This window comes from Porphyromonas somerae, assembly GCF_022845615.1.
Lineage (GTDB): Bacteria > Bacteroidota > Bacteroidia > Bacteroidales > Porphyromonadaceae > Porphyromonas_A > Porphyromonas_A somerae.
Genome location: NZ_AP025559.1, coordinates 2,589,340 through 2,615,725, shown reverse-complemented (window position 1 = coordinate 2,615,725; position 26,386 = coordinate 2,589,340). Strand labels below are relative to the sequence as shown.

The 26,386-nt window shown below is 47.3% G+C and carries 21 protein-coding genes, 4 tRNA genes and 2 riboswitches; of the genes, 1 reads left to right on the top strand and 24 read right to left on the bottom strand.

What is annotated here, in order from left to right; all coding sequences use genetic code 11:
• The 3 genes from rpsG to MWL85_RS10985 all read right to left on the bottom strand — a co-directional run bounded on the left by rpsG (position 1) and on the right by MWL85_RS10985 (position 2,375).
• Positions 1-477: a 30S ribosomal protein S7 gene (gene rpsG / locus MWL85_RS10995; RefSeq protein ID WP_018028962.1), complete on the bottom strand. Its 477-nt coding sequence runs from the start codon at positions 475-477 to the stop codon at positions 1-3.
• 600 nt (positions 478-1,077) lie between these two features.
• Entirely contained in the window at positions 1,078-1,452 is a 375-nt protein-coding gene (gene rpsL, locus MWL85_RS10990) for a 30S ribosomal protein S12 (protein ID WP_018028961.1), read from the bottom strand.
• 320 nt (positions 1,453-1,772) lie between these two features.
• Positions 1,773-2,375, bottom strand: coding sequence for a hypothetical protein (locus tag MWL85_RS10985; protein WP_244400733.1), 603 nt, complete (start codon positions 2,373-2,375; stop codon positions 1,773-1,775).
• 501 nt (positions 2,376-2,876) lie between these two features.
• Positions 2,877-2,997: riboswitch (FMN riboswitch) on the top strand.
• Positions 2,998-3,942: 945 nt separating this feature from the next.
• A riboswitch (FMN riboswitch) is annotated at positions 3,943-4,062 on the top strand.
• A gap of 105 nt (positions 4,063-4,167) precedes the next feature.
• Here MWL85_RS10985 and ribB point away from each other — a divergent pair.
• Positions 4,168-4,809, top strand: coding sequence for a 3,4-dihydroxy-2-butanone-4-phosphate synthase (gene ribB, locus MWL85_RS10980; RefSeq protein WP_244400732.1), 642 nt, complete (start codon positions 4,168-4,170; stop codon positions 4,807-4,809).
• Positions 4,810-4,985: 176 nt separating this feature from the next.
• Here the strand turns inward: ribB and rpoC are convergent, their stop codons facing one another.
• From rpoC to rsxC, 21 genes are all read right to left on the bottom strand, one after another.
• Complete coding sequence (gene rpoC / locus MWL85_RS10975; protein ID WP_244400731.1) at positions 4,986-9,275, bottom strand: DNA-directed RNA polymerase subunit beta'; 4,290 nt, start codon at positions 9,273-9,275, stop codon at positions 4,986-4,988.
• Positions 9,276-9,304: 29 nt separating this feature from the next.
• Positions 9,305-13,117, bottom strand: a complete 3,813-nt coding sequence (gene rpoB / locus MWL85_RS10970) for a DNA-directed RNA polymerase subunit beta (RefSeq protein ID WP_244400730.1) — start codon at positions 13,115-13,117, stop codon at positions 9,305-9,307.
• A 118-nt stretch (positions 13,118-13,235) separates the two neighbouring features.
• Positions 13,236-13,610: a 50S ribosomal protein L7/L12 gene (rplL, locus tag MWL85_RS10965; protein ID WP_018028403.1), complete on the bottom strand. Its 375-nt coding sequence runs from the start codon at positions 13,608-13,610 to the stop codon at positions 13,236-13,238.
• 101 nt (positions 13,611-13,711) lie between these two features.
• Positions 13,712-14,257, bottom strand: a complete 546-nt coding sequence (rplJ, locus tag MWL85_RS10960; RefSeq protein WP_018028404.1) for a 50S ribosomal protein L10 — start codon at positions 14,255-14,257, stop codon at positions 13,712-13,714.
• Positions 14,258-14,284: 27 nt separating this feature from the next.
• Positions 14,285-14,986 (bottom strand): 50S ribosomal protein L1, encoded by a 702-nt coding sequence (rplA, locus tag MWL85_RS10955; protein ID WP_018028405.1) that lies wholly within the window; start codon positions 14,984-14,986, stop codon positions 14,285-14,287.
• 20 nt (positions 14,987-15,006) lie between these two features.
• On the bottom strand, positions 15,007-15,453 hold the full coding sequence (gene rplK, locus MWL85_RS10950; protein WP_018028406.1) for a 50S ribosomal protein L11: 447 nt from the start codon (positions 15,451-15,453) through the stop codon (positions 15,007-15,009).
• 139 nt (positions 15,454-15,592) lie between these two features.
• Positions 15,593-16,144, bottom strand: coding sequence for a transcription termination/antitermination protein NusG (gene nusG / locus MWL85_RS10945; protein WP_021902510.1), 552 nt, complete (start codon positions 16,142-16,144; stop codon positions 15,593-15,595).
• 68 nt (positions 16,145-16,212) lie between these two features.
• The gene (secE, locus tag MWL85_RS10940) at positions 16,213-16,434 is read right to left on the bottom strand and encodes a preprotein translocase subunit SecE (protein ID WP_018028408.1); all 222 of its coding nucleotides are present in this window, start codon (positions 16,432-16,434) and stop codon (positions 16,213-16,215) included.
• 30 nt (positions 16,435-16,464) lie between these two features.
• Positions 16,465-16,537: transfer RNA gene (locus MWL85_RS10935), tRNA-Trp, on the bottom strand.
• A gap of 85 nt (positions 16,538-16,622) precedes the next feature.
• Complete coding sequence (tuf, locus tag MWL85_RS10930; RefSeq protein WP_021902511.1) at positions 16,623-17,810, bottom strand: elongation factor Tu; 1,188 nt, start codon at positions 17,808-17,810, stop codon at positions 16,623-16,625.
• 195 nt (positions 17,811-18,005) lie between these two features.
• Positions 18,006-18,077: transfer RNA gene (locus tag MWL85_RS10925), tRNA-Thr, on the bottom strand.
• Positions 18,078-18,086: 9 nt separating this feature from the next.
• Positions 18,087-18,159 (bottom strand) — tRNA-Gly (locus tag MWL85_RS10920).
• 28 nt (positions 18,160-18,187) lie between these two features.
• Positions 18,188-18,270, bottom strand: a tRNA-Tyr gene (locus MWL85_RS10915).
• Positions 18,271-18,571: 301 nt separating this feature from the next.
• A complete protein-coding gene (locus tag MWL85_RS10910; RefSeq protein ID WP_026161734.1) occupies positions 18,572-20,002 on the bottom strand; it encodes an MFS transporter in 1,431 nt (476 codons plus the stop codon).
• 91 nt (positions 20,003-20,093) lie between these two features.
• Entirely contained in the window at positions 20,094-20,720 is a 627-nt protein-coding gene (gene recR, locus MWL85_RS10905) for a recombination mediator RecR (RefSeq protein WP_018028411.1), read from the bottom strand.
• On the bottom strand, positions 20,707-21,477 hold the full coding sequence (lptB, locus tag MWL85_RS10900) for an LPS export ABC transporter ATP-binding protein (RefSeq protein WP_018028412.1): 771 nt from the start codon (positions 21,475-21,477) through the stop codon (positions 20,707-20,709). The genes recR and lptB overlap by 14 nt, the downstream gene beginning before the upstream one ends.
• Positions 21,478-22,227: 750 nt before the next feature.
• The gene (gene rsxA / locus MWL85_RS10895; RefSeq protein ID WP_018028413.1) at positions 22,228-22,800 is read right to left on the bottom strand and encodes an electron transport complex subunit RsxA; all 573 of its coding nucleotides are present in this window, start codon (positions 22,798-22,800) and stop codon (positions 22,228-22,230) included.
• A 6-nt stretch (positions 22,801-22,806) separates the two neighbouring features.
• Positions 22,807-23,406, bottom strand: a complete 600-nt coding sequence (rsxE, locus tag MWL85_RS10890; RefSeq protein WP_018028414.1) for an electron transport complex subunit RsxE — start codon at positions 23,404-23,406, stop codon at positions 22,807-22,809.
• A gap of 14 nt (positions 23,407-23,420) precedes the next feature.
• Positions 23,421-24,005, bottom strand: a complete 585-nt coding sequence (locus tag MWL85_RS10885) for an RnfABCDGE type electron transport complex subunit G (RefSeq protein ID WP_018028415.1) — start codon at positions 24,003-24,005, stop codon at positions 23,421-23,423.
• On the bottom strand, positions 24,005-25,000 hold the full coding sequence (locus tag MWL85_RS10880) for an RnfABCDGE type electron transport complex subunit D (protein ID WP_244400729.1): 996 nt from the start codon (positions 24,998-25,000) through the stop codon (positions 24,005-24,007). The genes MWL85_RS10885 and MWL85_RS10880 overlap by 1 nt, the downstream gene beginning before the upstream one ends.
• Positions 25,001-25,021: 21 nt before the next feature.
• Complete coding sequence (gene rsxC, locus MWL85_RS10875) at positions 25,022-26,356, bottom strand: electron transport complex subunit RsxC (protein WP_244400728.1); 1,335 nt, start codon at positions 26,354-26,356, stop codon at positions 25,022-25,024.
• Between the last annotated feature and the right edge of the window lie 30 nt (positions 26,357-26,386).

The window sequence follows — 26,386 nt, the reverse complement described above, 5'->3', positions numbered from 1 at the left end:
TTAGAATCTAAAGTGAGCAAATGCACGGTTAGCCTCAGCCATACGGTGCATATCCTCCTTACGCTTAAAGGCACCACCCTGCTGGTTGTAAGCGTCCATGATCTCAGCGGATAGCTTATCAGCCATCGTCTTACCGCCACGCTTGCGAGCGAATAGGATCATATTTTTCATTGAGATAGACTCCTTGCGCTCAGGTCTGATCTCAGTAGGCACCTGGAAGTTGGCACCACCAATTCTACGAGTCTTCACCTCCACCTGTGGAGTGATGTTCTCGAGAGCGGTCTTCCAGATCTCTAGAGGAGTCTTCTCCTCATTAGCCATTTTATTCTTTACGATCTCTAGTGCACCGTAAAAGATCTCAAAGGATAGATTCTTCTTACCATCATACATCATGTGGTTGACGAATCTAGTCACAGCGACATCATTGTACACTGGATCTGGCAATAGTTGCCTCTTCTTTGGCTTCGCTTTTCTCATATTATGCTACAAAAAAAGTATCATTGTCTTGCAGTCCTTACCGTAGTACCAGCCACAGCCATTCCTCTGCTTCTCTACTGGCACACCTCTATGTAAGGTGCCAAGACCAAATCAGTATTTGTTTTGATTGCACTTACGGTCTTCACCGCAAGCTTGAAAATAGACAACCCACACTTCGTTATCTTTCCCCCTTAGTCTTTATCTTAAGACCACTTCTAGGGAGCATCCACCTCACTTGTGAGTTCTCCTCTCTTACGCATCTTCTCCTTTGCCTAGCTAGTCTTCCGACCCACTCCGCCTAGCCATCTTGGCTTGTCTCACCTACACTATATATGTATAATGTGTAAGCTCAACCTTGGCGACACCCAACCAAAATATTGATCATTGGGCTAGCTCCGGATACTATAGTGACACCCTGCTACACTTAGGTAGCCCTGGCTCTCAGCAGAGACCCCATCGTTTCAGACCGATGGACATCTCGTCACCATCTCATAAAGTCAATGTCTTTTTGTATTCCCTCTTTCTCTTCTTTGGCGGTAACACCACTGTGCTACTACGAGGGCTCTCTTTGCACCCAGCTAAAACTAGCTATCGCTTGAATTACTTTTTAGGGCGCTTTACACCATACTTACTACGGCGTTGTGTACGACCATTCACTCCTGCTGTATCTAGTGCACCACGCACGATGTGATAACGCACACCTGGAAGGTCTTTCACACGACCACCACGCACTAGTACGATAGAGTGCTCCTGAAGGTTATGACCCTCACCTGGGATGTAGGAGTTCACCTCCTTACCATTGGTGAGACGCACACGAGCCACCTTACGCATAGCTGAATTAGGCTTCTTAGGCGTAGTAGTGTACACACGTACACACACGCCACGACGCTGTGGACAGCTATCCAAAGCTGGGCTCTTACCTTTCTCCTCAATTGTCGCACGTCCCTTACGGACCAATTGTTGAATCGTTGGCATCTTATCCTATCTTATTAAACAAATTATCTACCTCTATAGCAGACTCTCACCCACTATGAGCGAGGTATACCATATCGGTGGGCAAAGGTACGATAAAATTTGATAACTACCAAGTAAATAGCTAATTAAATCTATCCACAGATTGAATTACTAGTGCAATTTACTGATTATTTTCCAACCACATAGCCTTTAGGGTCCTAAAGAATTGATTTTTATTTAATGCATAAACAACTCCACCACTATCACCTTTCACATTTATACAAAGTAAAGATATCATCTTCAATATTACCAGCATTGTCTACAGCAAGGAAATCTCAACTCTATAAGCTATCTTCGATTACATAGCCAATATTTTCGAAAGTGTAGATTGGACTATCAGATATCTCAGTCTTAAACTGAGCTACGATTTCGGGTTTTATGTTGTCAATCCCAACAAGCACTCTATTGGATTCGAAGTCTATCCCATACATAGTAACATTGTCTTTTAGAACGGATGAGTTCTCCCACTGCTTTTCAATATGCAATTTAGCGTCCTCTAGTTCCTTGTAACTATATGTGACCACCTCAATTTGCGCTTTTTCAAGACCTTTCATAGACCTTATTCTTGTGACTTGTTTATCACTGTAGTACCGATCTACAATTTGTACCACTAATTGGTTGGTGCCATTAATATAAGCACCCCCAAAATACTCTGGAAAGAGAGATGGCAAACTAGCTAATACAGCTTGACTTTCAGATCTTGTGCTGTATTGTAATGCAGATACCAAAGCTTCATAAGCTTCTAAGGCCTCTTGTTGTATAGCTACTTCAAGCTCAATCTGCTGCTCGATTGGCGATACTTTTTGACTACTCCTTTCTGAAGAGTCATTGTGCCCTTTTACATCACAAGATGACAACGCTAATAAAACCAGAAAAATCGACACAATTTTACACCGATTCCGTTTCATCCTAATAAACATCATATACTAACATATCGTTTAATGAGAAAATGCACACTATTCTATTACTACCAAATGTACTTATACAGATCGAATTTACTAGTGCAATTTACTGATTATTTTTCAACCAGATAGCCATTTGGAGTCTTGTAGAGTTTATATACTGTACACACTTGAGTACTTGTTTGTTGGTTACACCTATTGAAGTTCTCATTCTTTTTTTAGCACTGTCTAAGTAATTCCTCTTAGCAACTCCATAAAATCACTATGCTAGTAGGGTGAAAGTGGAGATGCAACTAAGCAATCGGCGAGTTGCAACTAACCATTTGCCGAGTTGCAACTCGCCGATTGCTTAGTTGCATCTCGGTTGAGGCATTTATATAGCATTGAATTTCAGAAGGTTGCGAAAGGGTCTTTTTGACCCTCTTTTAACCAGATTTTCGGCTCACTTTCAAACAGGATATTGAAAATCTTTGTACATTTGAGATTGACACAAGAGGAGAGGTGTAATTCCTTACTGGTGGTATAGTCCACAACTCCCCGAGTGGGACTGATATGGCGAAATTCCATAACCGACGGTGATAGTCCGGATCGTATTCGAATCAAGATGCCGCTGACCTATGTGAGGCTTCGGCTCTATAGTATTGGTCCATCTGCTTTTGTGTACCATAGATCCTCGCAAATTTACAATCTAATATAGTAACACAAAAAAAAAGAAATGGAACAACCCAACACAATTTCTCCAGCAATTGAAACACGCATCCATGCGGTTGTAAAAGCTCATAATTGGAGCCTTTGCAGAGAAAATAATCAAATAGTAGGGCGATTTTCCAAGCTAGACAAGACGAAAATCAGCAAAAGGTCAATCCAAAACGTCTAAACTAAAATGTGCAACAGTTGCAAAAATTATTCTATACTAATTAAGGTTGTTATAACCTTGATTCTAACATATTCTGCATTTATGATACTGTTCATGTCGATTATTGACTTACTCTCTATGTCGACATCTGTGAGTTTAATAACCTTCATTATCGAACAGATTATTCCAAATATTTCAGCTGTAATTGCACTTATTTTTCTTATTAGGTATCTTTGGACTACAGATAAGAACTCTAATCTTTCTGAAAAAAATTCTATTGAAAGGAACAATCACTAATGATGACCACAGACATAAAGACAGCACAGTCGGAGAGCGCAAGCTAATATGGAACGAGGAAAACCGTCTGCTGGCAGAGGAGGACAACGTTTTCGTCTCTAGAGACTGTTGCACGAAGGCGATCAAACCCCACTACCTCTTGTGGGTTGGACAACCCTATCTCTAGGTCTGACCCCTCAGCCGGGGTCAAGGGAGGGGGTGAATATGCTCTTGCACACAGGTCGTTCGGGGCTAACGCCCCTCCGACCTGTGCCTATTTAAGAGGGACCTCTGCCGAGGTCCTTACCCCATTATCCTCAACAACTTGTATATGATCATTCGCATAACAGTAATGCGTAACCCCTGGATTTTCGGCTTACGTCCAAACAGAATATTGAAAATCTTTGTACCTTTGAGATTGATTCAAGAGGAGAGGTGTAATTCCTTACCGGTGGTATAGTCCACAACTCCCTAGCGGGACTGATATGGTGAAATTCCATGACCGACGGTGATAGTCCGGATGGTATTCGAATCAAGATGCCGCTAACCTATTTGAGGCTTCGGCTCTATAGTGTTGGCCCATCTGCTTTTGTGTACCATAGATCCTCGTCAATTTATAATCTAATAGTAACACAAAAAGAAATGGAACAAACCAACACAATTTCTCCAGCAATTGAGGCACGCATCCAAGCGGCCGTAAAAGCTCTTAGGGATGGCCGGGGCATCCTCCTCGTAGATGATGAAAATAGGGAGAATGAGGGCGACATCATCTTTTCCACTGAGCGGCTTACGCCACAAAGCATTGCACTGATGATCCGCGAGTGCAGCGGTATCATCTGCCTATGCCTAAAGCCTAAGAAGTGCCAAGAGCTCAACCTGCCTCAGATGGTACAGCACAACACATGCGTCAATAACACCGCTTTCACCATCTCAATAGAGGCGAAGGAGGGGGTGACGACAGGGGTGTCGGCAAAAGATCGCTACGTGACGATCACAACGGCAGCACGAGAAGGAGCAAGGCCTGAAGACTTGGTACACCCAGGGCATGTATTCCCACTTCGTGCAAGGGAGGGTGGCGTACTAGAGCGCCGAGGACACACGGAGGGGAGTATAGATATCGTCTCTATCGCCGGCCTAGGCGAGACGGCGGTGCTCTGTGAACTAACTAATGAGGATGGTACTATGGCACGCCTACCAGAGATCAAGAAGTTTAGCGTAGCACACAATATGCCGGTGCTCACAATCGAAGATATCGTAGCCTACCGCAAGCACCACCAACGCTAAACCAAACGTTTCGTACCAAGTGGAGAATGTTGCACGAAGGATGAGATGCAACATTCTCAAGGTAGTCTGAGGCTACTTCGTTACGTCGGTCCAGATGTCTATCTGGTGTTATAGCTAAAAAAATACCCTGCGATAGCATAAGCCATCACAGGGTATTCTATCTATTTATTATTGTATTAGTCTGGGATCACAACTCCTGACTTAGGACCTTTGGTGGTCTCTAGTAGGCGCTGGGATTCGATATCAGCTTTGGAAGCTACCACGATCTTCTCGTACTCACGCAACCCAGTACCTGCAGGGATCAGGTGACCGCAGATTACGTTCTCCTTTAGAGCCTCAAGCTTATCTATCTTACCCTCGATAGCCGCGTTATTCAGCACCTTAGGTGTCTCCTGGAAGGAGGCGGCAGACATAAAGCTCTTGGTCTGAAGAGCAGCACGAGTAATACCCTGAAGTACCTGCTTGGTAGTTGCAGGAAGGGCATCGCGTACCTCCATCACCTTCTTATCGTTACGGCGCAGCAAGCTATTCTCCTCACGTAGGTGACGAGCGGTGATGATCTGACCTTCGAAGTAAGTGGTAGACTCGCCTGGATCGGTGATCACCTTCTTACCCCAGAGACGATTATTCTCGTCCTGAACGTCGATCTTATCCACCAACTGCTGCTCGAGGAACTTGGTATCTCCAGCATCAATGATCTCTACCTTACGCATCATCTGACGTACAATCACCTCAAAGTGCTTGTCGTTGATCGACACACCTTGCTTACGGTAGACGTCTTGTACTCCATTCACGATGTAGTTTTGCACCGCATTTGGTCCTAATATCTCTAGGATATCGGTTGGAGAAACAGCTCCATCTGATAGTGGTTCGCCAGCACGTACGAAGTCATTCTCCTGCACCAGCAATTGGCGGGTTTGGCTCACTAGATACTTGCGCTCCTCGCCAGTACTACTCGTCACAATCACTTCGCGATTACCACGACGCACCTTTCCAAGTGTGATCTCACCATCGATCTCTGCAACCACAGCTGGGTTAGATGGGTTACGTGCCTCGAAGAGCTCCGTTACACGTGGTAGACCACCTGTGATATCGCCCGACTTCACTACGGTACGTGGGATCTTAACTAGTACATCACCGGCCTTTACCTTCTGACCCTGTTGGTTATTGAGGTGGGCACCCACTGGGAGGTTATAAGTCTTGATCACCTCGCCATCCTTGCCAATAATTGACATTGCTGGCGATAGCTTCTTATCCTTACTCTCAATGATGATCCTATCGGTATGGCCAGCAGCGATATTGGTATCCGACTGTACACGGAAGGTACTACCCTCTACCACATCCTCATACTGTAGCTTACCGCTCACCTCAGCAACAATCACCGCGTTGAATGGGTCAGTCTCAAAGATGATATCATCTGCCTTCACCTCGGCACCTGGCTCTATAAAGAGTTTTGCACCATAAGGTATATTCTCATTGATAAGCGTCATATGAGTGTGAGGGTCTACAATATGCATCTCGGCCTGACGTCCGACCACCACTTTGAATGGCTTACCCTCTTCATCCTTGGCATCTACCGTACGAAGCTCCTCGATCTCAAGGATACCATCGTACTTAGCCTTGATGAGTCGCTCAATAGTATCGGTACTTGCCACACCACCGGCGTGGAAGGTACGAAGCGTAAGCTGTGTACCTGGCTCACCGATAGACTGAGCAGCTACCACACCAACTACCTCACCCTTGTGTACCAAGTGGTTGTGGGCCAAGTTGCGTCCATAGCACTTAGCACAAACTCCTTGCTTTGCTTCACAAGTGAGCACAGAGCGGATCTCCACCTCAGTGATTGGCGACTCTTGTATCTTAGAAGCCTTGGCCTCATCAATCTCTTCACCAGCAGCGACAATCAGCTCGCCTGAAATTGGGTGTACTACATCGTGTACTGACACACGACCAAGGATACGCTCATAAAGCGATGCTACTACACTAGAACCTTCCTTGATCTCACGACGCACAATACCACGTAGGGTACCGCAATCCTCTTCGGTGATAATCACATCTTGAGAAACGTCGACGAGACGACGAGTGAGGTATCCAGCATCGGCCGTCTTAAGTGCCGTATCCGAAAGACCCTTACGAGCACCGTGGGTAGAGATAAAGTACTCTAGCACTGAAAGTCCCTCCTTAAAGTTGGAGAGGATAGGGTTCTCCATCGTCTGAGCACCCTCACCACTTCTCTGTGGCTTAGCCATCAGACCACGAATACCACTCAGCTGCTGAATCTGGTTGGCCGAACCACGGGCTCCTGAGTCCATCATCATAAAGATAGAGTTGAAGCCTTGGTCGTCCTCCTTCAACTCCTTCATCAGGATAGCAGAAAGGTTGTTATTCACATTGGTCCAAACGTCGATGATCTGGTTATAACGCTCATTATTGGTAATATTACCCATATTGAAGTCGTCCATAATCTCGGCCACCTCGTCATAACCCTCTTGGATGAGCTCTTCCTTTTGCTCAGGAATGATTACATCAGAAAGGTTGAATGAAAGACCACCCTTAAAGGCCATATAGTACCCGAGGTCTTTGATATCATCGAGGAATTGTGAAGTACGTGAGATACCACAATACTTGATCACCTCACCGATCAGCGTACGAAGACTCTTCTTGCCAATCAGGTCATTGATATACCCAATCTCATCAGGCACCTTAGAGTTGAAGAGCAGACGACCATACGAGGTCTCAATCATATGCTTAAATGGCTTGCGGTCCTCATCAAGGTCATCCACCACCACTTGAATCTTGGCATGGATGTCGATTTTGCCATTATTGTAGGCAATTCGTGCCTCCTCTGGAGAGTAGAACTTATAGCCCTCACCCTTTACTCCGTCACGAAGCTTGGTGATATAATATAGTCCCAATACCATATCCTGCGAAGGCACGGTAATAGGAGTACCATTGGCAGGGTTCAATATATTGTGTGAGGCAAGCATCAAGAACTGTGCCTCTAGGATTGCATCATTAGAGAGTGGCAAGTGAACGGCCATCTGGTCACCATCGAAGTCGGCGTTAAATGCGGTACAAGCTAGTGGGTGCAGACGAATGGCTTTACCCTCGATTAGCTTTGGCTGGAAAGCCTGAATACCTAGACGGTGAAGTGTAGGAGCACGGTTGAGTAGCACTGGGTGCCCCTTCACGACATTCTCCAAGATATCCCAGATCACTGGCTCACGACGGTCTACAATACGGCGCGCACTCTTCACGGTCTTCACGATACCGCGCTCAATCAGCTTGCGGATCACAAATGGCTTGTAGAGCTCTGCCGCCATATCTTGTGGCAATCCACACTCATGCATTTTGAGACTAGGACCCACCACAATCACCGAACGAGCAGAGTAGTCGACACGCTTACCAAGTAGGTTCTGACGGAAACGACCCTGCTTACCCTTAAGGCTATCGGTAAGTGACTTGAGCGGACGATTGGAGTCGCTCTTCACTGCACCCGACTTACCAGAATTGTCGAATAGGCTATCTACCGCCTCCTGAAGCATACGCTTCTCATTGCGGAGGATCACCTGAGGTGCCCTTGTCTCAATCAGACGACGCAGACGATTGTTACGAATAATCACCCTACGATAGAGCTCATTGAGGTCGGAGGTAGCAAAACGACCACCATCCAATGGCACCAACGGACGTAGATCTGGTGGGATAACAGGGATCACCCTCATCACCATCCACTCAGGGCGAGTGTAGCCGTGGCTAGCACGGAAACTCTCTACCACCTGCAGGCGCTTAAGAGCCTCCTTTTTGCGCTGCTGAGAAGTCTCCTTAGCGGCTCTAGCACGAAGGTTGTACGAGAGCTCATCTAGATTAACTCTAGAGAGCAGTGCCTCTACAGCCACCGCACCAATTTCTGCGAAAAACTTATTGTGGTCCTCATCAGACAACTCTTTATTCTCCTGAGGGAGGCTAGCCATACGGTCTAGGTACTCCTCCTCAGTTAGTAGGTCGCCCACCTCCAAGTCTTCGTAAGGACCTGGCTGAACCACTACATAGCTCTCGTAGTATATAATCTTCTCCAGTTTCTTTGCTGGGATTCCTAAAAGATAAGCGATCTTATTGGGCACGGAGCGGAAAAACCAGATGTGTACTACTGGCACCTCCAGCTTGATATGCCCCATTCGCTCACGGCGCACCTTCTTCTCCGTTACCTCTACCTGGCAACGGTCACAAACTACACCCTTGTAACGGACACGCTTGTACTTACCACAGTGACATTCGTAATCCTTAACCGGTCCGAAAATACGCTCGCAAAATAGACCATCCCGCTCTGGTTTGTAAGTACGATAGTTGATGGTCTCGGGCTTAGTAACTTCACCGTGTGAATTCTCGAATATCTCCTCAGGAGAGGCGATACCGATACGGATTTGATTGAAGTTGGACTTTATCTTTGTATCTCTTATGAAAGCCATATTTATATATCAAAAGGGCTGTGATGTAATCATTGGAGTTCGAAGCTTAGGCCTAGACCCTTAAGCTCGTTGAGCAGTACATTGAGCGACTCAGGAATACCTGGAGTTGGCATTGGCGAGCCTTTGACGATTGCCTCGTAAGCCTTTGAGCGGCCTACCACATCGTCACTCTTGATCGTGAGCATCTCCTGTAGCACATGAGCGGCACCATAGGCCTCCAGTGCCCACACCTCCATCTCTCCGAAGCGCTGGCCACCGAATTGAGCCTTACCACCAAGAGGTTGTTGGGTGATCAGAGAGTAAGGGCCGATAGAGCGTGCGTGCATCTTATCATCGACCATGTGACCTAGCTTCAAGAAGTAGGTAACTCCCACAGTAGCTGGTTGGTCGAAGCGCTCGCCAGTCTCTCCATCATAGAGATAGGTACGTCCATTGCGTGGAATTCTAGCCTTGTCTGTCCACTTATTGAGATCGTCGAGGGTAGCGCCATCGAAGATAGGAGTAGCAAACTTAACCCCTAGCTTTCTACCAGCATAGCCAAGTACCGCCTCAAAGATCTGACCAAGGTTCATACGCGAAGGCACACCTAGTGGGTTAAGACAAAGGTCTACAGGAGTACCATCCTCCAAGAATGGCATATCCTCTACACGTACCACCTTAGAGACAATACCCTTATTACCGTGGCGTCCTGCCATCTTATCACCGACCTGGATCTTACGCTTCTTGGCGATAAGCACCTTGGCATTCTGCATGATACCGTTAGGCAATTCGTCACCTAGGGTAGCATCAAACTGCTTACGGCGATAGTCACTCTCTATCTTCTTCACCTTCTTGATATAATTACCAAGAAGCTGACTGATCAGGTTATTAGTGTGCTCATCATCGGTCCATCCAGAGAATACGATCTCTTCATAATTGAGCTGGTCGAGGATCGTATTATTGTACTTAACTCCCTCTGCGACCACTGTAGCACCCATATAGTCAACGATGCCCTTAGAGAGTTTTCGAGAGGTGAGCTTAGAGAGCTTAGCCAGCATATTCTTGCGTAGCTCCTCCTTCTCTTGTGCTTCACTCTCCTCCAACTGCTGTTTCATCTCGCGCGTTGCCTTGCGACTATTCTGTCCCTTAGGCACCTTAGAGAAAAGATAGGTCTTGTACACCACGCCACTCAGTGATGGATTGGCCTTTAGTGAAGCATCCTTCACATCGCCAGCCTTCTCACCGAAGATGGCATGCAATAGCTTCTCCTCTGGCGTTGGGTCACTCTCTCCCTTAGGAGTAATCTTACCCACAAGGATATCTCCTGGATGTACTCTTGCACCTACACGTATGATTCCACGCTCATCTAGATCCTTGGTAGCATCTTCGCTCACGTTAGGGATATCACTAGTGAGCTCCTCCATACCACGCTTCGTCTCACGTACTTCAAGATTGTACTCATCCACATGAACAGAGGTAAAGAAGTCTTCACGCACCATACGCTCACTAAGCACGATAGCGTCCTCATAGTTGTACCCCTTCCAAGGCATGTAAGCTACCGTCACATTACGACCAAGTGCCAGCTCCCCATTCTGGGTAGAATATCCCTCGGTAAGGATCTGATCCTTCTTCACCCTATCGCCCTTCAATACAATTGGGCGCAGGTCTATAGTCGTGCTCTGGTTGGTTTTACGGAACTTAGGTAGCTCATACGTCACTAGGCTATCTTCGAAGCTGACGAACTCCTCATCCTCGGTGCGATCGTAGCGCACCTTGATCTGCGTAGCATCCACATACTCTACCGTACCTTCTCCTTCCGACATAATTTGGCAGCGGGAGTCTCTAATCACTACGCCCTCCAAACCAGTTCCAACGATAGGAGCATCGGTCTGAATCAATGGCACAGCCTGGCGCATCATGTTAGATCCCATCAACGCACGGTTAGCATCGTCGTGCTCCAAGAAAGGAATCAAAGAGGCAGCAATCGAAGCAATCTGCATAGGAGAGACATCCATCAAATCCACCTCACTTGGTGGTACCACTGGGAAGTCCGATCCATAACGAGCCTTTACGGTGTCGCGGATAAATTCACCATTTTCATTCAGTGGCGCATTACCCTGACCTACCGTCTTATCCTCCTCTGCTTCAGCTGTGTAGTATTCTACCCCCTTGTCCGAGAAGTCCACCTTGCCATTGACTACCTTACGGTATGGAGTAGCAATAAAGCCTAGCTCATTGATTTTGGCATAAACACAGAGTGAGTTGATCAGTCCAATATTTGGACCCTCAGGAGTCTCAATTGGACAAAGACGGCCATAGTGCGTGTAGTGCACATCTCGCACCTCAAATCCAGCTCTATCACGGCTAATACCACCAGGTCCAAGGGCCGAAAGTCTACGCTTGTGCGTGATCTCTGCCAGCGGATTAGTCTGGTCCATAAATTGTGATAGAGGGTTGGTGCCGAAGAAAGAATTGACCACACTCGAAATCGTCTTGGCGTTGATCAAGTCAACTGGCGTAAAGACCTCATTGTCACGAACGTTCATTCGCTCTCTTACCGTACGTGCCATACGAGAGAGACCGATACTAAACTGTTGTGAGAGCTGCTCACCTACCGTGCGGACACGACGGTTACTTAGGTGGTCAATATCATCCACCGTCTCCTTGCCATTGCGTAGCACCACTAGGTACTTAATAATGGCTGCAATATCCTCATTGGTAAGTACCTTCACACTCTCATCAATGTCGAGATTGAGCTTCTTATTGATACGATAACGACCAACATCGCCAAGGTCGTACCTCTTATCCGAGAAGAAGAGGTTATTGATCACCTCCATTGCCGAAGCTTCATCCACAGGATCCTGACTTCTCAGCTGCTTATAGATATGGTAAACCGCCTCCTTTTGAGAGTTAGAGGGGTCCTTCTGCAATGTGTTAGTGATCACGCTGTAGTCAAGCCCCGACTCACCATCAGTCAGGAGAAGAATTGTCTTAGCGCCTGACTCTAATATCTGTGGGATATTCTCCTCCGTGATCTCCTCGTCACGGTCCAGAATAATCTCGTATCGGTCGAGCGAAACCACCTCACCAGTCTCCTCATCGACCAAGTCCTCAACCCAGCTATTAAGGATACGTGCAGCGATCTTTCGACCGACATATTTCTTCAATCCAGTCTTAGTCACCTTCACCTCCTCAGCGATGCCAAACAGATTAAGGATATCCTTATCTGTTTCATAGCCGATAGCTCGCAGGAGAGTGGTTACTGGAAGTTTTTTCTTTCTGTCGATATAAGCATACATCACGTTGCTAATATCGGTTGCGAACTCAATCCACGAGCCCTTGAATGGGATCACTCTAGCAGAGTAGAGCTTGGTGCCATTATTGTGGATGCTTTCGCTAAAAAAGACACCTGGCGAGCGGTGCATCTGAGAGACTACCACACGCTCAGCACCATTGATCACAAAAGTGCCTTGAGGTGTCATATAAGGGATTTGACCCAAGTACACATCCATCACAGAGGTGTCAAAGTCCTCATGCTCAGGATCAGTACAATAAAGTTTCATTTTAGCTTTTAGAGGTACATTGTAGGTTAGTCCTCTCGTAAAGCACTCCTCAATGGTATATCTTGGGGGGTCTATAAAATAGTCCAAGAACTCCAACACAAAATTATTGCGTGTGTCGTGGATGGGGAAGTTCTCCATAAATACCTTATAGAGACCCTCATTTTTTCGCTTATCAGATGGAGTATCCAACTGCATAAAGTCACGGAACGACTGCAACTGAATATCCAAGAAGTCTGGGAAGTCCAGAGGGTTTTGAATAGAAGCGAAATTTACTCTTTCTGTATTATTTCTTGGGGACATAAAAAAACCTTAAAAGCCTAAAACGAACAAAGACACGAAAAGGTTAAGAACCCACTACACTCGTATTCGTGGGTTCTTAACCATCACCTGTAATATCTACAGGGGAGACAAAGCGAGATTACTGGATCTCTACCTCGGCACCAGCCTCCTCAAGAGCAGCCTTGAGATGGTCAGCCTCAGCCTTGTCTACACCCTCCTTAAGCTTAGATGGAGCACCGTCAACTAGGTCCTTAGCGTCCTTAAGACCTACACCCATAGCTTCCTTAACAGCCTTCACTACTTGTAGCTTAGCAGCACCTGCAGACTTAAGGATTACATCAAATGCAGTCTTCTCCTCTGCAGCAGCCTCACCACCAGCAGGACCAGCAGCAACAGCCACAGCAGCAGCTGCAGGCTCGATGCCATACTCCTCCTTAAGGATATTCTTTAGCTCAGTTACCTCAATAACGGTTAGGTTCACTAGTTGTTCCGCAATAGCTTTGATATCTGCCATATTCTTATATACTTATTATGGTATTATACAATCTTGTTATTTATCAATTCGTAGTAGCTTAATGCTCTACGCCACCTTTATTGTGTCCGATGGTCTCTTAATCAACCACGCTCCTCGAGCGTTTGGAGTAGACCATGGATAGTACCACCAGCAGAGTCGAGTGCCGAAAGGACACCTTGGATAGAGCCCTCGAGTAGAGATACAACATCTCCAATCAGCTCCTCCTTGCTCTTGACATTGACCAGCTCCTCGAGCTTGTCTGCACCAAGATATAGACTCTCTTGTACGTAAGCTGCCTTTAGCTCTGGCTTAGCTGCTTTATCTGCATCAGCAGGCTTATTCTCCTTTGCAAAGTCCTTGATCAGGCGTGCAGGAGCATTAGCTGTCTCAGCAAACATCACAGCAGTATTACCCTTCAGATAAGGGAATAGAGGAGCAAAAGTCTCCTCATCCTTCTGAGAGAGAGCGATACGAAGCAGAGTATTCTTCACCATCATCAGCTTTACATCCTTTTCGAAGCAAAGACGACGAAGGCTACTTGTTTTGTCAGCAGTCAGCGCCTCAATATCTACTAGATAGAAGTTAGGATACTTCTCTACTAGCTCTACCAAGTCACCAACGACTGATACTTTCTTTTCCTTTTTCATATACTATGGATCTCTTTTCTCTAGTTGTTACTCTTTCGACTCTAAGGAGCGAGGATCCACCTTGATACCAGGGCTCATAGTACTTGAGAGGTAAATACTCTTAATGTACGTACCCTTTGCAGCACTAGGCTTAAGCTTAACTATAGTATTGATAAACTCGCGTGCATTGTCAGCAATCTTGTCAGCAGTGAAAGAGACCTTACCAATAGAGGTATGTACAATACCAGCCTTATCTACCTTAAAGTCAATCTTACCTTGCTTCACCTCGCGGACAGCATTTCCAATCTCATTGGTTACTGTACCACTCTTAGGGTTAGGCATCAAGCCACGTGGACCTAGGACACGTCCCAAGGCACCAATCTTACCCATTACAGATGGCATTGTGATGATTACATCCACATCAGTCCATCCGCCTTTGATTTTGTCAATGTACTCGTCAAGACCTACATAGTCTGCACCAGCTTCGGTAGCTTCAGCCTCTTTATCTGCGGTACAAAGCACCAGCACCCTAGTCTCCTTACCAGTTCCGTGGGGTAGAGATACCACACCACGCACCATTTGGTTGGCCTTACGTGGGTCGACACCTAGGCGTATATCTACATCTACAGATGCATCAAACTTAGTAGTTGTAATCTCTTTTACAAGAGCAGATGCTTCCGTAAGTGTATACTCTTTTCCAGGTTCGATCTTGCTCAGGGCCAACTTCTGATTCTTCGTTAGTTTACTCATAATTCATCAATGGTCCTTGATTATTCAACATCCTCTGGAAAAGTGCCCTTAATGGCTATACCCATACTTCTTGCTGTCCCTGCTACTAGACGCATAGCACTCGCTACGGTAAAGCAGTTAAGGTCAGGCATCTTATCTTGAGCAATAGCCTTCACGTCGTCCCAAGTAATGGTAGCCACCCTTGTACGGTTTGGCTCAGCACTACCACTCTTCTTCTTAGCCTTCTCCAATAGCTGTACAGCCACAGGAGGAGTCTTTACGATAAAGTCAAAAGACTTATCAGAGTAGTATGTGATGATCACCGGAAGGACCTTACCAGCACTATCTTGGGTCCTGGCGTTGAATTGCTTACAGAAGTCCATAATATTGATCCCCTTGGAACCAAGAGCAGGACCAACAGGAGGAGAAGGATTAGCAGCTCCACCCTTAATTTGCAGCTTTAGCTGACCAGCAATTTCTTTTGCCATGATTAAACACTTTTTCTCATTAATAACTCACTCGTAGAAAAGTACATCCGAGCACCTAGACTATCGCCTTTCGCCATCGGCGACACCTCACACACCCATAATTCGTAACAGCAGAGCCGCGTGAGGCCTCTTCACTAGGTTATGACAAACTCTCCTTTTCCACTTGCACGAAATCCACCTCCATTGAGGTCTCGCGCCCAAACACCTTCACAAGTATCTTCAGCTTCTTGCGATCGTCAAGCACTTCAGTCACCTCACCAAAGAAGCCTGCAAATGGTCCGAAGACCACTTTAACACGCTCGCCCACCATAAAGGTAAGGCTATCGGCATCTGGTGTCTCACTCAATTCATCTGCAAGATGCTTCATCTGATCCACATCCTGCTGGCTCAAGATCTCTGGATGGTCATCATCAGAGCCCAAAAAGCCAAGGACATTAGGGATACGACGAAGTGTAAACTTTGTCTCACCCACCAACCTAGCCTCAACGAATACATAGCCAGAGTAATACGGACGTGTGCGCTCTACGCGCCCTCCCTTAGCACTCTTATTGAGCTGATAATAGGTCTCCATAGGCACAAGCACCTCACCTACATGCTCTTTGAATACTGGGACAGCATCCCGCATACTTTCTATATAATCAGCTACATCCTTCTCCTTACCAGTGATGGTACGAAGAACGTAGTAATTCATTGGTTGGTTATCCATTAGATACAGTACAGAAAAGCTTTACCACTCACTCACCATTCCCTTAAGAAGGGTTAAGCAAGCCAGCCGTAAACGTTACTCATGATAAATTCAAACGCCTTGTCCACCAAGAAAATGAATACTGACATCACTATGGAAGCAGATAGTACCAGTACTGCACTGCTCGAAAGCTCCTTCTTGGTCGGCCAAGTAACCTTGTAGCGAAGCTCCTTAAAGCAATCGCTCACGTAAGCACCTACTCTTACGAAGAAATTGGATTTCTTTTGGTCAGTCATATAACCGATATATTTCTATTACAAAAATCGCACGGGCAGAAAGACTCGAACTCTCGACACCTGGTTTTGGAGACCAGTGCTCTACCAACTGAGCTATGCCCGTATATAATCGGAGAGGGATAGAGGGGAGGGATTACCTACCCTCTACACCACTCCGATAAGATATTTATATTTAGCTACTGCTAGTATTAGTTAAGTAGCTCAGTGATCTGACCAGCACCTACTGTACGACCACCCTCGCGGATTGCGAAGCGAAGTCCTAGGTTACATGCTACTGGGTAGATAAGGTCTACAGTGATGGTTACGTTATCACCTGGCATCACGATCTCCTGACCCTCAGGAAGAGTGATCTCACCAGTTACGTCGAGCGTACGGATGAAGAACTGTGGACGATACTTGTTCTTGAATGGAGTGTGACGACCACCCTCCTCTTTCTTAAGTACGTACACCTCAGCCTTGAAGCGAGAGTGTGGCTTCACACTACCTGGCTTACAAAGCACCATACCACGCTTGATCTGATCCTTATCGATACCACGGAGAAGTAGACCAACGTTATCACCAGCCTCACCCTCATCTAGGATCTTACGGAACATCTCCACACCAGTCACCACAGACTTCAGCTTCTCTGCACCAAGACCGATGATCTCAACCTCATCACCAGTGTGTACCACACCAGTCTCGATACGACCAGTAGCTACAGTACCACGACCAGTAATAGAGAAGATATCCTCTACAGGCATCAAGAAGTCCTTATCAATATCACGTGGAGGAAGTGGAATCCACTCGTCAACAGCATCCATTAGCTCACGGATAGAATCCTCCCACTTAGCCTCACCATTCAGTGCACCAAGGGCAGAACCACGGATCACTGGAGTGTTGTCGCCATCAAACTCGTAGAAGCTAAGGAGCTCACGAATCTCCATCTCTACAAGCTCTAGCATCTCCTCATCGTCCACCATATCACACTTGTTCATGAACACTACCAGACGTGGTACATTCACCTGACGTGCTAGTAGGATGTGCTCACGAGTCTGAGGCATAGGACCATCAGTAGCAGCAACCACGATGATAGCACCATCCATCTGAGCAGCACCAGTAACCATGTTCTTTACATAGTCGGCGTGACCAGGACAGTCTACGTGGGCATAGTGACGGTTAGCAGTCTCATACTCTACGTGTGAGGTGTTAATAGTAATACCCCTCTCCTTCTCCTCAGGAGCGTTATCGATAGAGTCGTATGAGCGGAGCTCAGTGTGACCATCCTTTGCCAATACGGTAGTGATAGCAGCAGTAAGAGTAGTCTTACCGTGGTCCACGTGACCGATCGTACCGATATTTACGTGGGGCTTCGACCTGTTAAAATGTTCTTTTGCCATAGTTCAATAACAATAAAATATATTTGAGTTTATATTATTCTCTCTTCTCATCCCTTCCAAGACGCTTCGAAGCAGACGTAATAACCTAAGGCATACTCCTCCCAATTCATTACTTCGAGCTGAGATTCCCGACACATCGCGAATACTCTCACCCTATCACTCCACGCACCTTGCTGAAGTCGTAAAATACGCTTGAGCCGATGCCGGGATTTGAACCCGGGACCTCTTCCTTACCAAGGAAGTGCTCTACCACTGAGCTACATAGGCAAATAATTGAGCGGAAGACGGGGCTCAAACCCGCGACCCTTAGCTTGGAAGGCTAATGCTCTATCAACTGAGCTACTTCCGCATACACCCTTAAATGTAAAGGTAGAAAGTGGGCAGTGATGGATTCGAACCACCGAAGGCGTAAGCCAGCTGAGTTACAGTCAGCCCCATTTGGCCACTCTGGTAACTGCCCATTCCTTTTAGACTACACTCTCCACGGCCCTCGCTAGAGCGTTGTATAGACTAAACCGTTCGCAAAGATACATAACTTATTTCTTTTCGCCAAATATTCTCAAGAAAAAGTTTCAGCGCCCTTCAATATTTAGGTCTATTGCCGCTACGAACAGACTAACACAAAGAAATAATAGCACCCAAAGTAGATAGGACAGACGGGGCAGTAAAGCATCTCAGGTACAGTCCTATTAGCGTTCAAACATTAAAAGCACCGTGGGAGATAGTTCCACGGTGCTTTTAATATATTAATAGGGTAACTATTACTTGATATTGGGGAGCTCTAGGCCATAGCCACGCTTCTTATCGACACTCTTGAGGTAGAGACTAAGGATAAGGGCGAAGACTCCAAAGCTAGTGAAGATCAGCATAGAGGGGGTGAAGTTCATAGGTTCGCCAGCAACAACACCCACGTTGGTCTTATCGAGCACTGATCCAATAATCATTGGCACCGACATCAAACCGATATTCTGTACCCAGAAGATAGCAGAGTAGGCAGAGCCGAGCACCTTATTATCGATCAGCTTTGGCACACTTGGCCACAGGGCAGCAGGCACCAAGCTAAAGGAGATACCCAGCAACACAATGGCCGAGATAGCCACCACAAAAGAGGTGGTACTATTATCAAATGGATAGAGCGCAAAGGTACCGTGGCAAAGAATCATCAGCACCGAACCGATAATGAGCATAGTAGCTCCCTTACCCTTCTTATCAAGGAAGAAGCCGAGGAAAGGAGTGATCACCATTGCCCCGATAGGGAATAGGCTAAAGATACTTGAAGCGGTGGTATTCTCAATGCCAAGGTTACTCTCTAGCATGCTGGTGGCAAACTTCTGGAATGGGAAAATAGCAGAGTAATAAAGCACACAAAGCAGAGCTACAATCCAGAAAGCACTACTACCAAAGACCTTACCAAGGTCGCGGAAGTGGAATGGCTCCTCCTCTTCTTCTACCAGTGAGCCAGCAGCCTCTTTCTCCAACTTGCGGTCGAGCACGCCATAGATAAGGTATAGGAAGAGTCCAATACAAAGAAGGATAAAGACGAAGAGAACTGGTGCCTGTACCGTCTGCAGTGCATCCAATCCTTCAGAAACGCCAAGTTTATTCACCATCCATTGGTTGATACGAGGAGAGGTCTGGAATACAGCAAAAACACCAAGGCGGGCAATCGCCATCTCAATACCCATCGCCATCGCTAGCTCATAACCAGTAAACCACTTTACAATAGCACGGGAAACGGTCACGCCACCCATCTCGGTACCCATACCGAAGATAGCAAAACCTGCACATGCTAGGGCTGCAGAAGGTGGAAAGTTGGGGAACCAACCGGCTAATAGATCGTAAGGGAAGGCACCGGCATTGAAAGCAGAACTCAGGGCATATACCTTGATACCGGCACCGATCACCATCAGAGAGCCTGAGAGGATAGCGGTGAAGCGAACCCCCATCTTATCCAGGATAATACCAGCAAAGATAAGGAAGAGTAGGAATACATTGACGAAGAATTCACTCCCCGCGTAAGTACCAAAGACGGTACTATTCCAGCCCAATACCTGATCGAGCTGTGTCTTGAGAGGTGAAAGGACGTCTACAAACATGTAGGCGAAAAGCATCGTGAGGGCGATCATTATCAAAACGGTCCACCTCACTGCGGCTTTGTCACGTAACGTGTGGCCTTTAGTAGAAGTTGTCATAATAGTTGTGTTATAAGTTTGAAAATTTCAGATGGGACAAATGTAAGGTTTTTTGGGCAGACTGCCACAAGATGGTCTCAGAAAAGTGGGGTTACCGCTTAAGGCTCTCTTGGAAGTCAATTCGCTGTAAGATGCTACGGCCGAGGGTGAGATCATCGGCATACTCCAGTTCATCACCTATCGCAATGCCTTGTGCAATAGTGGTGATCTGCACCTCTATATCCTTGAGCAGGCGGTAGATGTAGAAGTTGGTCGTCTCTCCCTCCATAGTGGTACTGAGGGCAAGGATCACCTCCTTTATCCCCTCTTCTTGAATACGTGTAGGGAGGTCGTGGAGGAAAAGGTCTTGAGGCCCCACCCCATCCATAGGAGAGATCACGCCTCCCAATACGTGATAAAGCCCCTGATACTGCCCAGTCCGCTCGATTGCCATCACATCACGCACACTCTCCACCACACAGAGGATATGGGAGTCGCGTGTCTCATCACTACAAATGCTACAGATCGGCTCATCGGAGATATTGTGGCACTTCTCGCAGTATTGTATACCATCCACGAGGTCGCGTAGAGCATCGGAAATACGATAGGTAAAAGTCTTCTCCTGCTTTAAGAGAGAAAGAGCCAAGCGCATCGCACTCTTATGCCCCACCCCTGGAAGAGAGGCAAAAGCATCAATCGCCCTTTGTAGCAATTGTGAGTAATCCTCAACGCCCGACATCTTCGCCCCTCATGGTCACGTGGTCAAACTTACGGCGGCGGAGCACGAAGTCCTTACCAAGGTACTTCTCTCGCACAGTCGGATTCTCTGCTAGCTCCTCAGCACTCCCTTGGAAAAGCACCTGTCCCTCAAATAGTAGGTAGGCACGGTCGGTAATGGATAGGGTCTCGTGGACATTGTGGTCGGTGATCAAGATACCGATATTCTGCTCCCTCAGCTTGGAGACAATCAACTGAATATCCTGCACCGCAATAGGGTCAACACCAGCGAAAGGCTCATCAAGCATAATAAACTTCGGGTCAATAGCGAGGCAACGAGCAATCTCCACACGTCGTCGCTCTCCACCAGAGAGGCGGTCGCCGTTATTGGTCCGCACCTTCTCCAGACCAAATTCATCAATCAGCTTCTCCAACTTTTCAATCTGCTCCTGATGATTCAGCCCCGTCATCTCCAGCACTGCTAGGATATTATCCTCCACACTCATCTTACGAAAGACAGACTCCTCCTGAGCGAGGTAGCTAATGCCCATCCTCGCACGCTGATAGATAGGTCGCTTGGTGATATCCTCATCATCAAGGAATATCCGTCCGTTATTGGGGGTCACCAGCCCTACCGTCATATAGAAGGTAGTGGTCTTGCCAGCCCCATTAGGGCCTAACAACCCCACGATCTCCCCCTGCTCCACCTCAATGGAGACATGGTTGACCACGGTACGGCTCTTGTATTTCTTTACTAAATCCTCTGTCCTTAGCTTCATAAGTATCGCATATTATTTCCCACAAGAGACTGTTGCACGAAGGCGATCTGCTGCGTTGCTTTCGGGATTCGGGCTCGGTCACGTACTTGAGTACGCTCCCAGCGCTCCAGTGGGGCCTTGGCACCTATACAGGTGCCTAGCCCTCACCCTCAGTGCCTTGCATCTCATCCTTCGTTCAAAGTCTCAGCACATTTGAATCAAATGTGCGAGAATGGCACTTCGTGCAACATTCTCCACAAAGATACCAATTTAAGTGGTTTATAAGGTAAAAAGCAAAGGCAACGCACAGGGGTATGCATTAGGAAGTTCTTACCTTAAGGTTTTTAGCGAGGTGTCTATGAGGAAGGACCTCGGCAGAGGTCCGTGCTAAATAGGCACAGGTCAAGGCACGCAGTGCCGAAGACCTGTGTATAAAGAGGTACATAACACCCTTACGACCCCGGCCGAGGGGTCGGACAATCCTATCTAGGTCTGACCCCTCAGCCGGGGTCATGGAGATGGTGAATATGCTCTTACACACAGGTCGTTCGGGGCTAACGCCCCTCCGACCTGTGCCTATTTAAGAGGGACCTCTGCCGAGGTCCTTACGCCATTACCCTCAACAGATTGTATATCATCATTCGTACAATAGTCTTTTCTAATGCGTAACCCCTGTTAAAATGCCTCTATTAAGTGGTTTAGCGGTGCAAAAAGACGCCTTGAGATAGTCTATCCCAAGGCGTCCACTATATTTCTTAATTGATAGGTAGCTTATACCAAACCAGCAAAGCCCATAAAGGCCATCGCCAAGATGCCTGCCGTTACAAGGGCGATAGGAATACCAGCAAGTGGAGCAGGTACATTGGTCTTCGCCAATTGCTCCCTAATCACTGCAAAGATCACAATCGCCATGGTATAACCAATAGCGGTAGCAATAGCATAGACGATAGACTCCCCTAGATTAAAGTCCTTTTGGATCACCGTAATCGCCACACCTAGGATCATACAGTTAGTAGTAATCAAAGGCAAGAATACACCGAGTGCCTGGAATAAAGCCGGTGAGATCTTCTTCAGAATCATCTCGAGCATCTGCACCACAGAGGCAATCACTAGGATAAAGGCAATATTCTGCATATACCCTATCTCGTAGGGGTCTAGCACCAGCTTCTGAATCGCATAAGTCACGAGTGTCGCAATGGTCACCACAAAGGTCACCGCAGCACCCATGCCCACCGCAGTATCCAACTTCTTAGAAACACCCAAGAAGGGGCAAATCCCCAAGAACTGTGAGAATACGACGTTATTAACTAGGATCGCACTGATAAATAGTAGTAAATATTCCATAAGTCGTTAAGCTGTCTTATTGCGTTTGCGGTCAATCGCATTCTTAATTCCAATCACAAAGCCTAGCACGATAAAAGCACCAGGAGCCAGCACAAATACCAGTGCCCCATACTCCTCAGGGAAAAGGACATGGTCAAAAGCACGGCCTGAGCCCAGCACCTCTCTCACAAATCCAATAATGGTCAGAGCGATAGTAAAGCCAAGACCGATACCAATGCCGTCAAGAGCTGAGTCAAACACATTATTCTTAGCTGCGAAAGACTCCGCACGACCTAGCACGATACAGTTCACCACGATCAGAGGTAAGAAGATACCGAGCGATGCATAGAGTGCAGGCACATAAGCCTCACAAAGCATCTGCACCAAAGTGGTAAAGGCGGCAATAATCACAATATAGGCAGGGATACGTACCGCATCGGGGATCAGCTTTTTCACCGAGGCCACCACCATGTTGGAGCAGATCAGCACAAATGTTGTTGCCAGCCCCATTCCCAGACCGTTATTGGCACTAGAGGTGGTACCAAGTGTCGGACACATACCTAGGAGCAATACCAGCGTAGGATTCTCCTTAATCAGTCCATTGAGTAATATCTGTAATTTCTTCATAGTCACTCACACATTTACTTTAGTTGACCATCGGCGATGGCTTGTTGCATCACACTGTAGGCACTATTGAGGGTTTCCAAGAAAGCACGGCTTGAGATCGTTGCGGCACTAATGGCATCCACGCTACCGCCATCCTTCGACACCTTGATCGGCTCCGCTAGATTGGCACCTAGCACACTTCTCGCAGTTCCTTCCGTGCGGAACCACTCCTCCATCTTACTGCCCAGTCCAGGGGTTTCGCTCTGCTCTTGCACAGCGTAGTCGATGATATTGCCCTCCATATCCATTCCTACCAGCACACTGATAAAGCCATCAAAGCCATTATTGGTAAAGCTCTTCACCGCCACACCGATCAATTGATCACCTTGGCGTGCAGGATAAAGGACATACTCATTCATCTCCACCCGCTCCTCGTAGGGGTCATTGTCATAGCCCTCGGGAAGTACTTTGGCGATACCAGCCTTGAGGGCTTCCGTCTTGGAGGCGTCAATCACCGGCTTAGTAGTCTCGTATACAAAGGCGAGCAAAGCTGCTGCCACTGCTGCTATAATCGTAAGCGAAAGCAGCATATTGGGTAAGGTTGATTGTAACTTCTTCATCACTTTTTAGCTTTTCCAAAGAGGTGAGGTGGCATATACCTATTGATAATAGGCACGATACCATTCATAAAGAGAATCGCAAACGACATCCCCTCGGGGTAGGCACCAAAGAGACGGATCAGCATCGTAATGATACCTATCATCACTCCGTAGAGCAGCATACCGCTATTGCTCATAGGGCTGGTGACATAGTCAGTCGCCATATAGATAGCACCAAGTAGCAAGCCACCGCTTAGGATATGGAAGAGAGGACCAGCATAGACTTCAGGGTTGGCGAGATTCATAATGCCAGCAAAGATAGCTACCGTAGCGATAATGGCTACTGGAATGTGCCAAGTGATCACCTTGCGAATCAGCAGATAGGCGAAACCAATGAGCAGTGCCACCGCACTCACCTCACCTAGCGAACCACCCACAGAGCCGAGGAGGTTATCCACCAAGCTAGGGAGCTTATCCATCGTAAAGCCTTCCGACCCACGTACCACCCCCTTAGCAATCGCCAATGGAGTAGCACCAGAGGTAGCATCCAATGTAGCCTCCATGCCCCTAGGCATCGGATAGCTAGTCATCTGCACTGGGAAGGAGATGAGTAGCATCACACGACCCACGATAGCAGGGTTGAAGATATTACTACCAAGGCCACCAAACGACATCTTGCCGATACCAATCGCCACCAAGGCACCGATAACGATGATCCATAAAGGAAGAGTAGAGGGCACGTTGAGCGCCAGTAGGAGACCCGTGAGGATCGCCGAACCATCCAAGATAGTTAGCTCCTTACGCCCCATCAAGAAGCGACTGATCAGCCACTCAAAGAGCATACAAGCGGCCACAGAAGTAAGCGTCACCACAAAGGCGCCCCATCCAAAGAAATAAAAGGAGACCGCCAGTGCAGGAATCAATGCAATGATCACATCATACATATTGCGCTCAATCGAGTCGCCACTATGTATGTGTGGTGAGGGTGATACGAGTAGTTTATGACTAGTTGACATATCTCTATTACTTATATTCGTTTAGGACTTACGGCTTCGCATAATACCCATCACCGTCCGCTTACCTTGGCGGATATGGTCGAGCAATGGTCGATTAGCTGGACAGCTGTAGCTACAAGAGCCACATTCAATACAGTCCACCACATGATTCTTCTCCAATACCTCCCAATCCTTAAATACCGTATCTCTCATCAAGAAGGCGGGATTGAGCCCCATAGGGCAAGCGTGTACACACTTAGCACAGCGGATACAGCTACGCATTGGCTTACGTGCAGTCTCCTCCTTCTTCAAAACTAGGATACCGCTACTACCCTTGGCAATAGGCACATCATCAGTCACCAGGGCTTTACCCATCATAGGACCACCACTGATGATCTTGCCACTCGACTCAGGAAGACCGCCGGCCGCCTCAATCAGCATAGCCGAACTGGTGCCGATACGTACGAGGAAGTTGGAGGGCTTCGGAAGGTCCACTCCCGTTACCGTCACAATACGCTCAAAGAGAGGCTTGTGCTTCTGTACCGCCTCATAGACAGCTAGGGTTGTCCCCACATTCTGCACAATGGCTCCCACCGTAATAGGTAGCTGCCCACTCTTCACCTGTCGCTTCAGTACCGAATCAATCAGCTGCTTCTCACCACCTTGTGGGTACTTCACCTTCAGCGGTTGGATCTCAATCCCCGCAAAAGACTTCGCTAGCTCCGTAAGGTGCTGTATCGCATCCTTCTTATTATTCTCAATACCGATCACCCCTCTTGATACCCCTGCGGCCTTCATCAGGATAGAGAGCCCCACCAAGAGCTCCTCACCACGCTCCAGCATCAGCCGGTGGTCGGCAGTTAGATAAGGCTCACACTCCACACCATTGATGATCACCACCTCTGGTTGGCTTCCCTTAGGGGGCAGTAGCTTCACATTGGTTGGGAAGGTAGCACCTCCCATACCCACGATACCACACTCCTGAATACGAGCCACAATATCCTCAGGGCTCATCGTCACCTCTCGGATCACTTCGGGTGAGCGGTCAATAGTCTCCTCCCACGTGTCCTCGCCATCGGTCTTGATAGTGATGACCGTCTTGGGATAACCCGAGGCATCCACCACCTCCTCCAGCTTCTCCACCACACCCGATACGCTCGAGTGGATATTGGCCGAGATAAAACCGCCAGCCTTGGCGATAAGGGTACCTACCTTCACCGTGTCGCCTCGCTTCACAAGTGCCTCGGCAGGTGCACCAATATGCTGACCAAGCGGGATACGGACACGCTCTGGCATAGGCAGCTCCTCTATCGCACGGTCGCTAGAGAGCTTCCTCTCTGGTGGATGAATACCACCGATTCTAAATGTCTTCAACATACTCCTATATATATAAGGTATCTATATTTC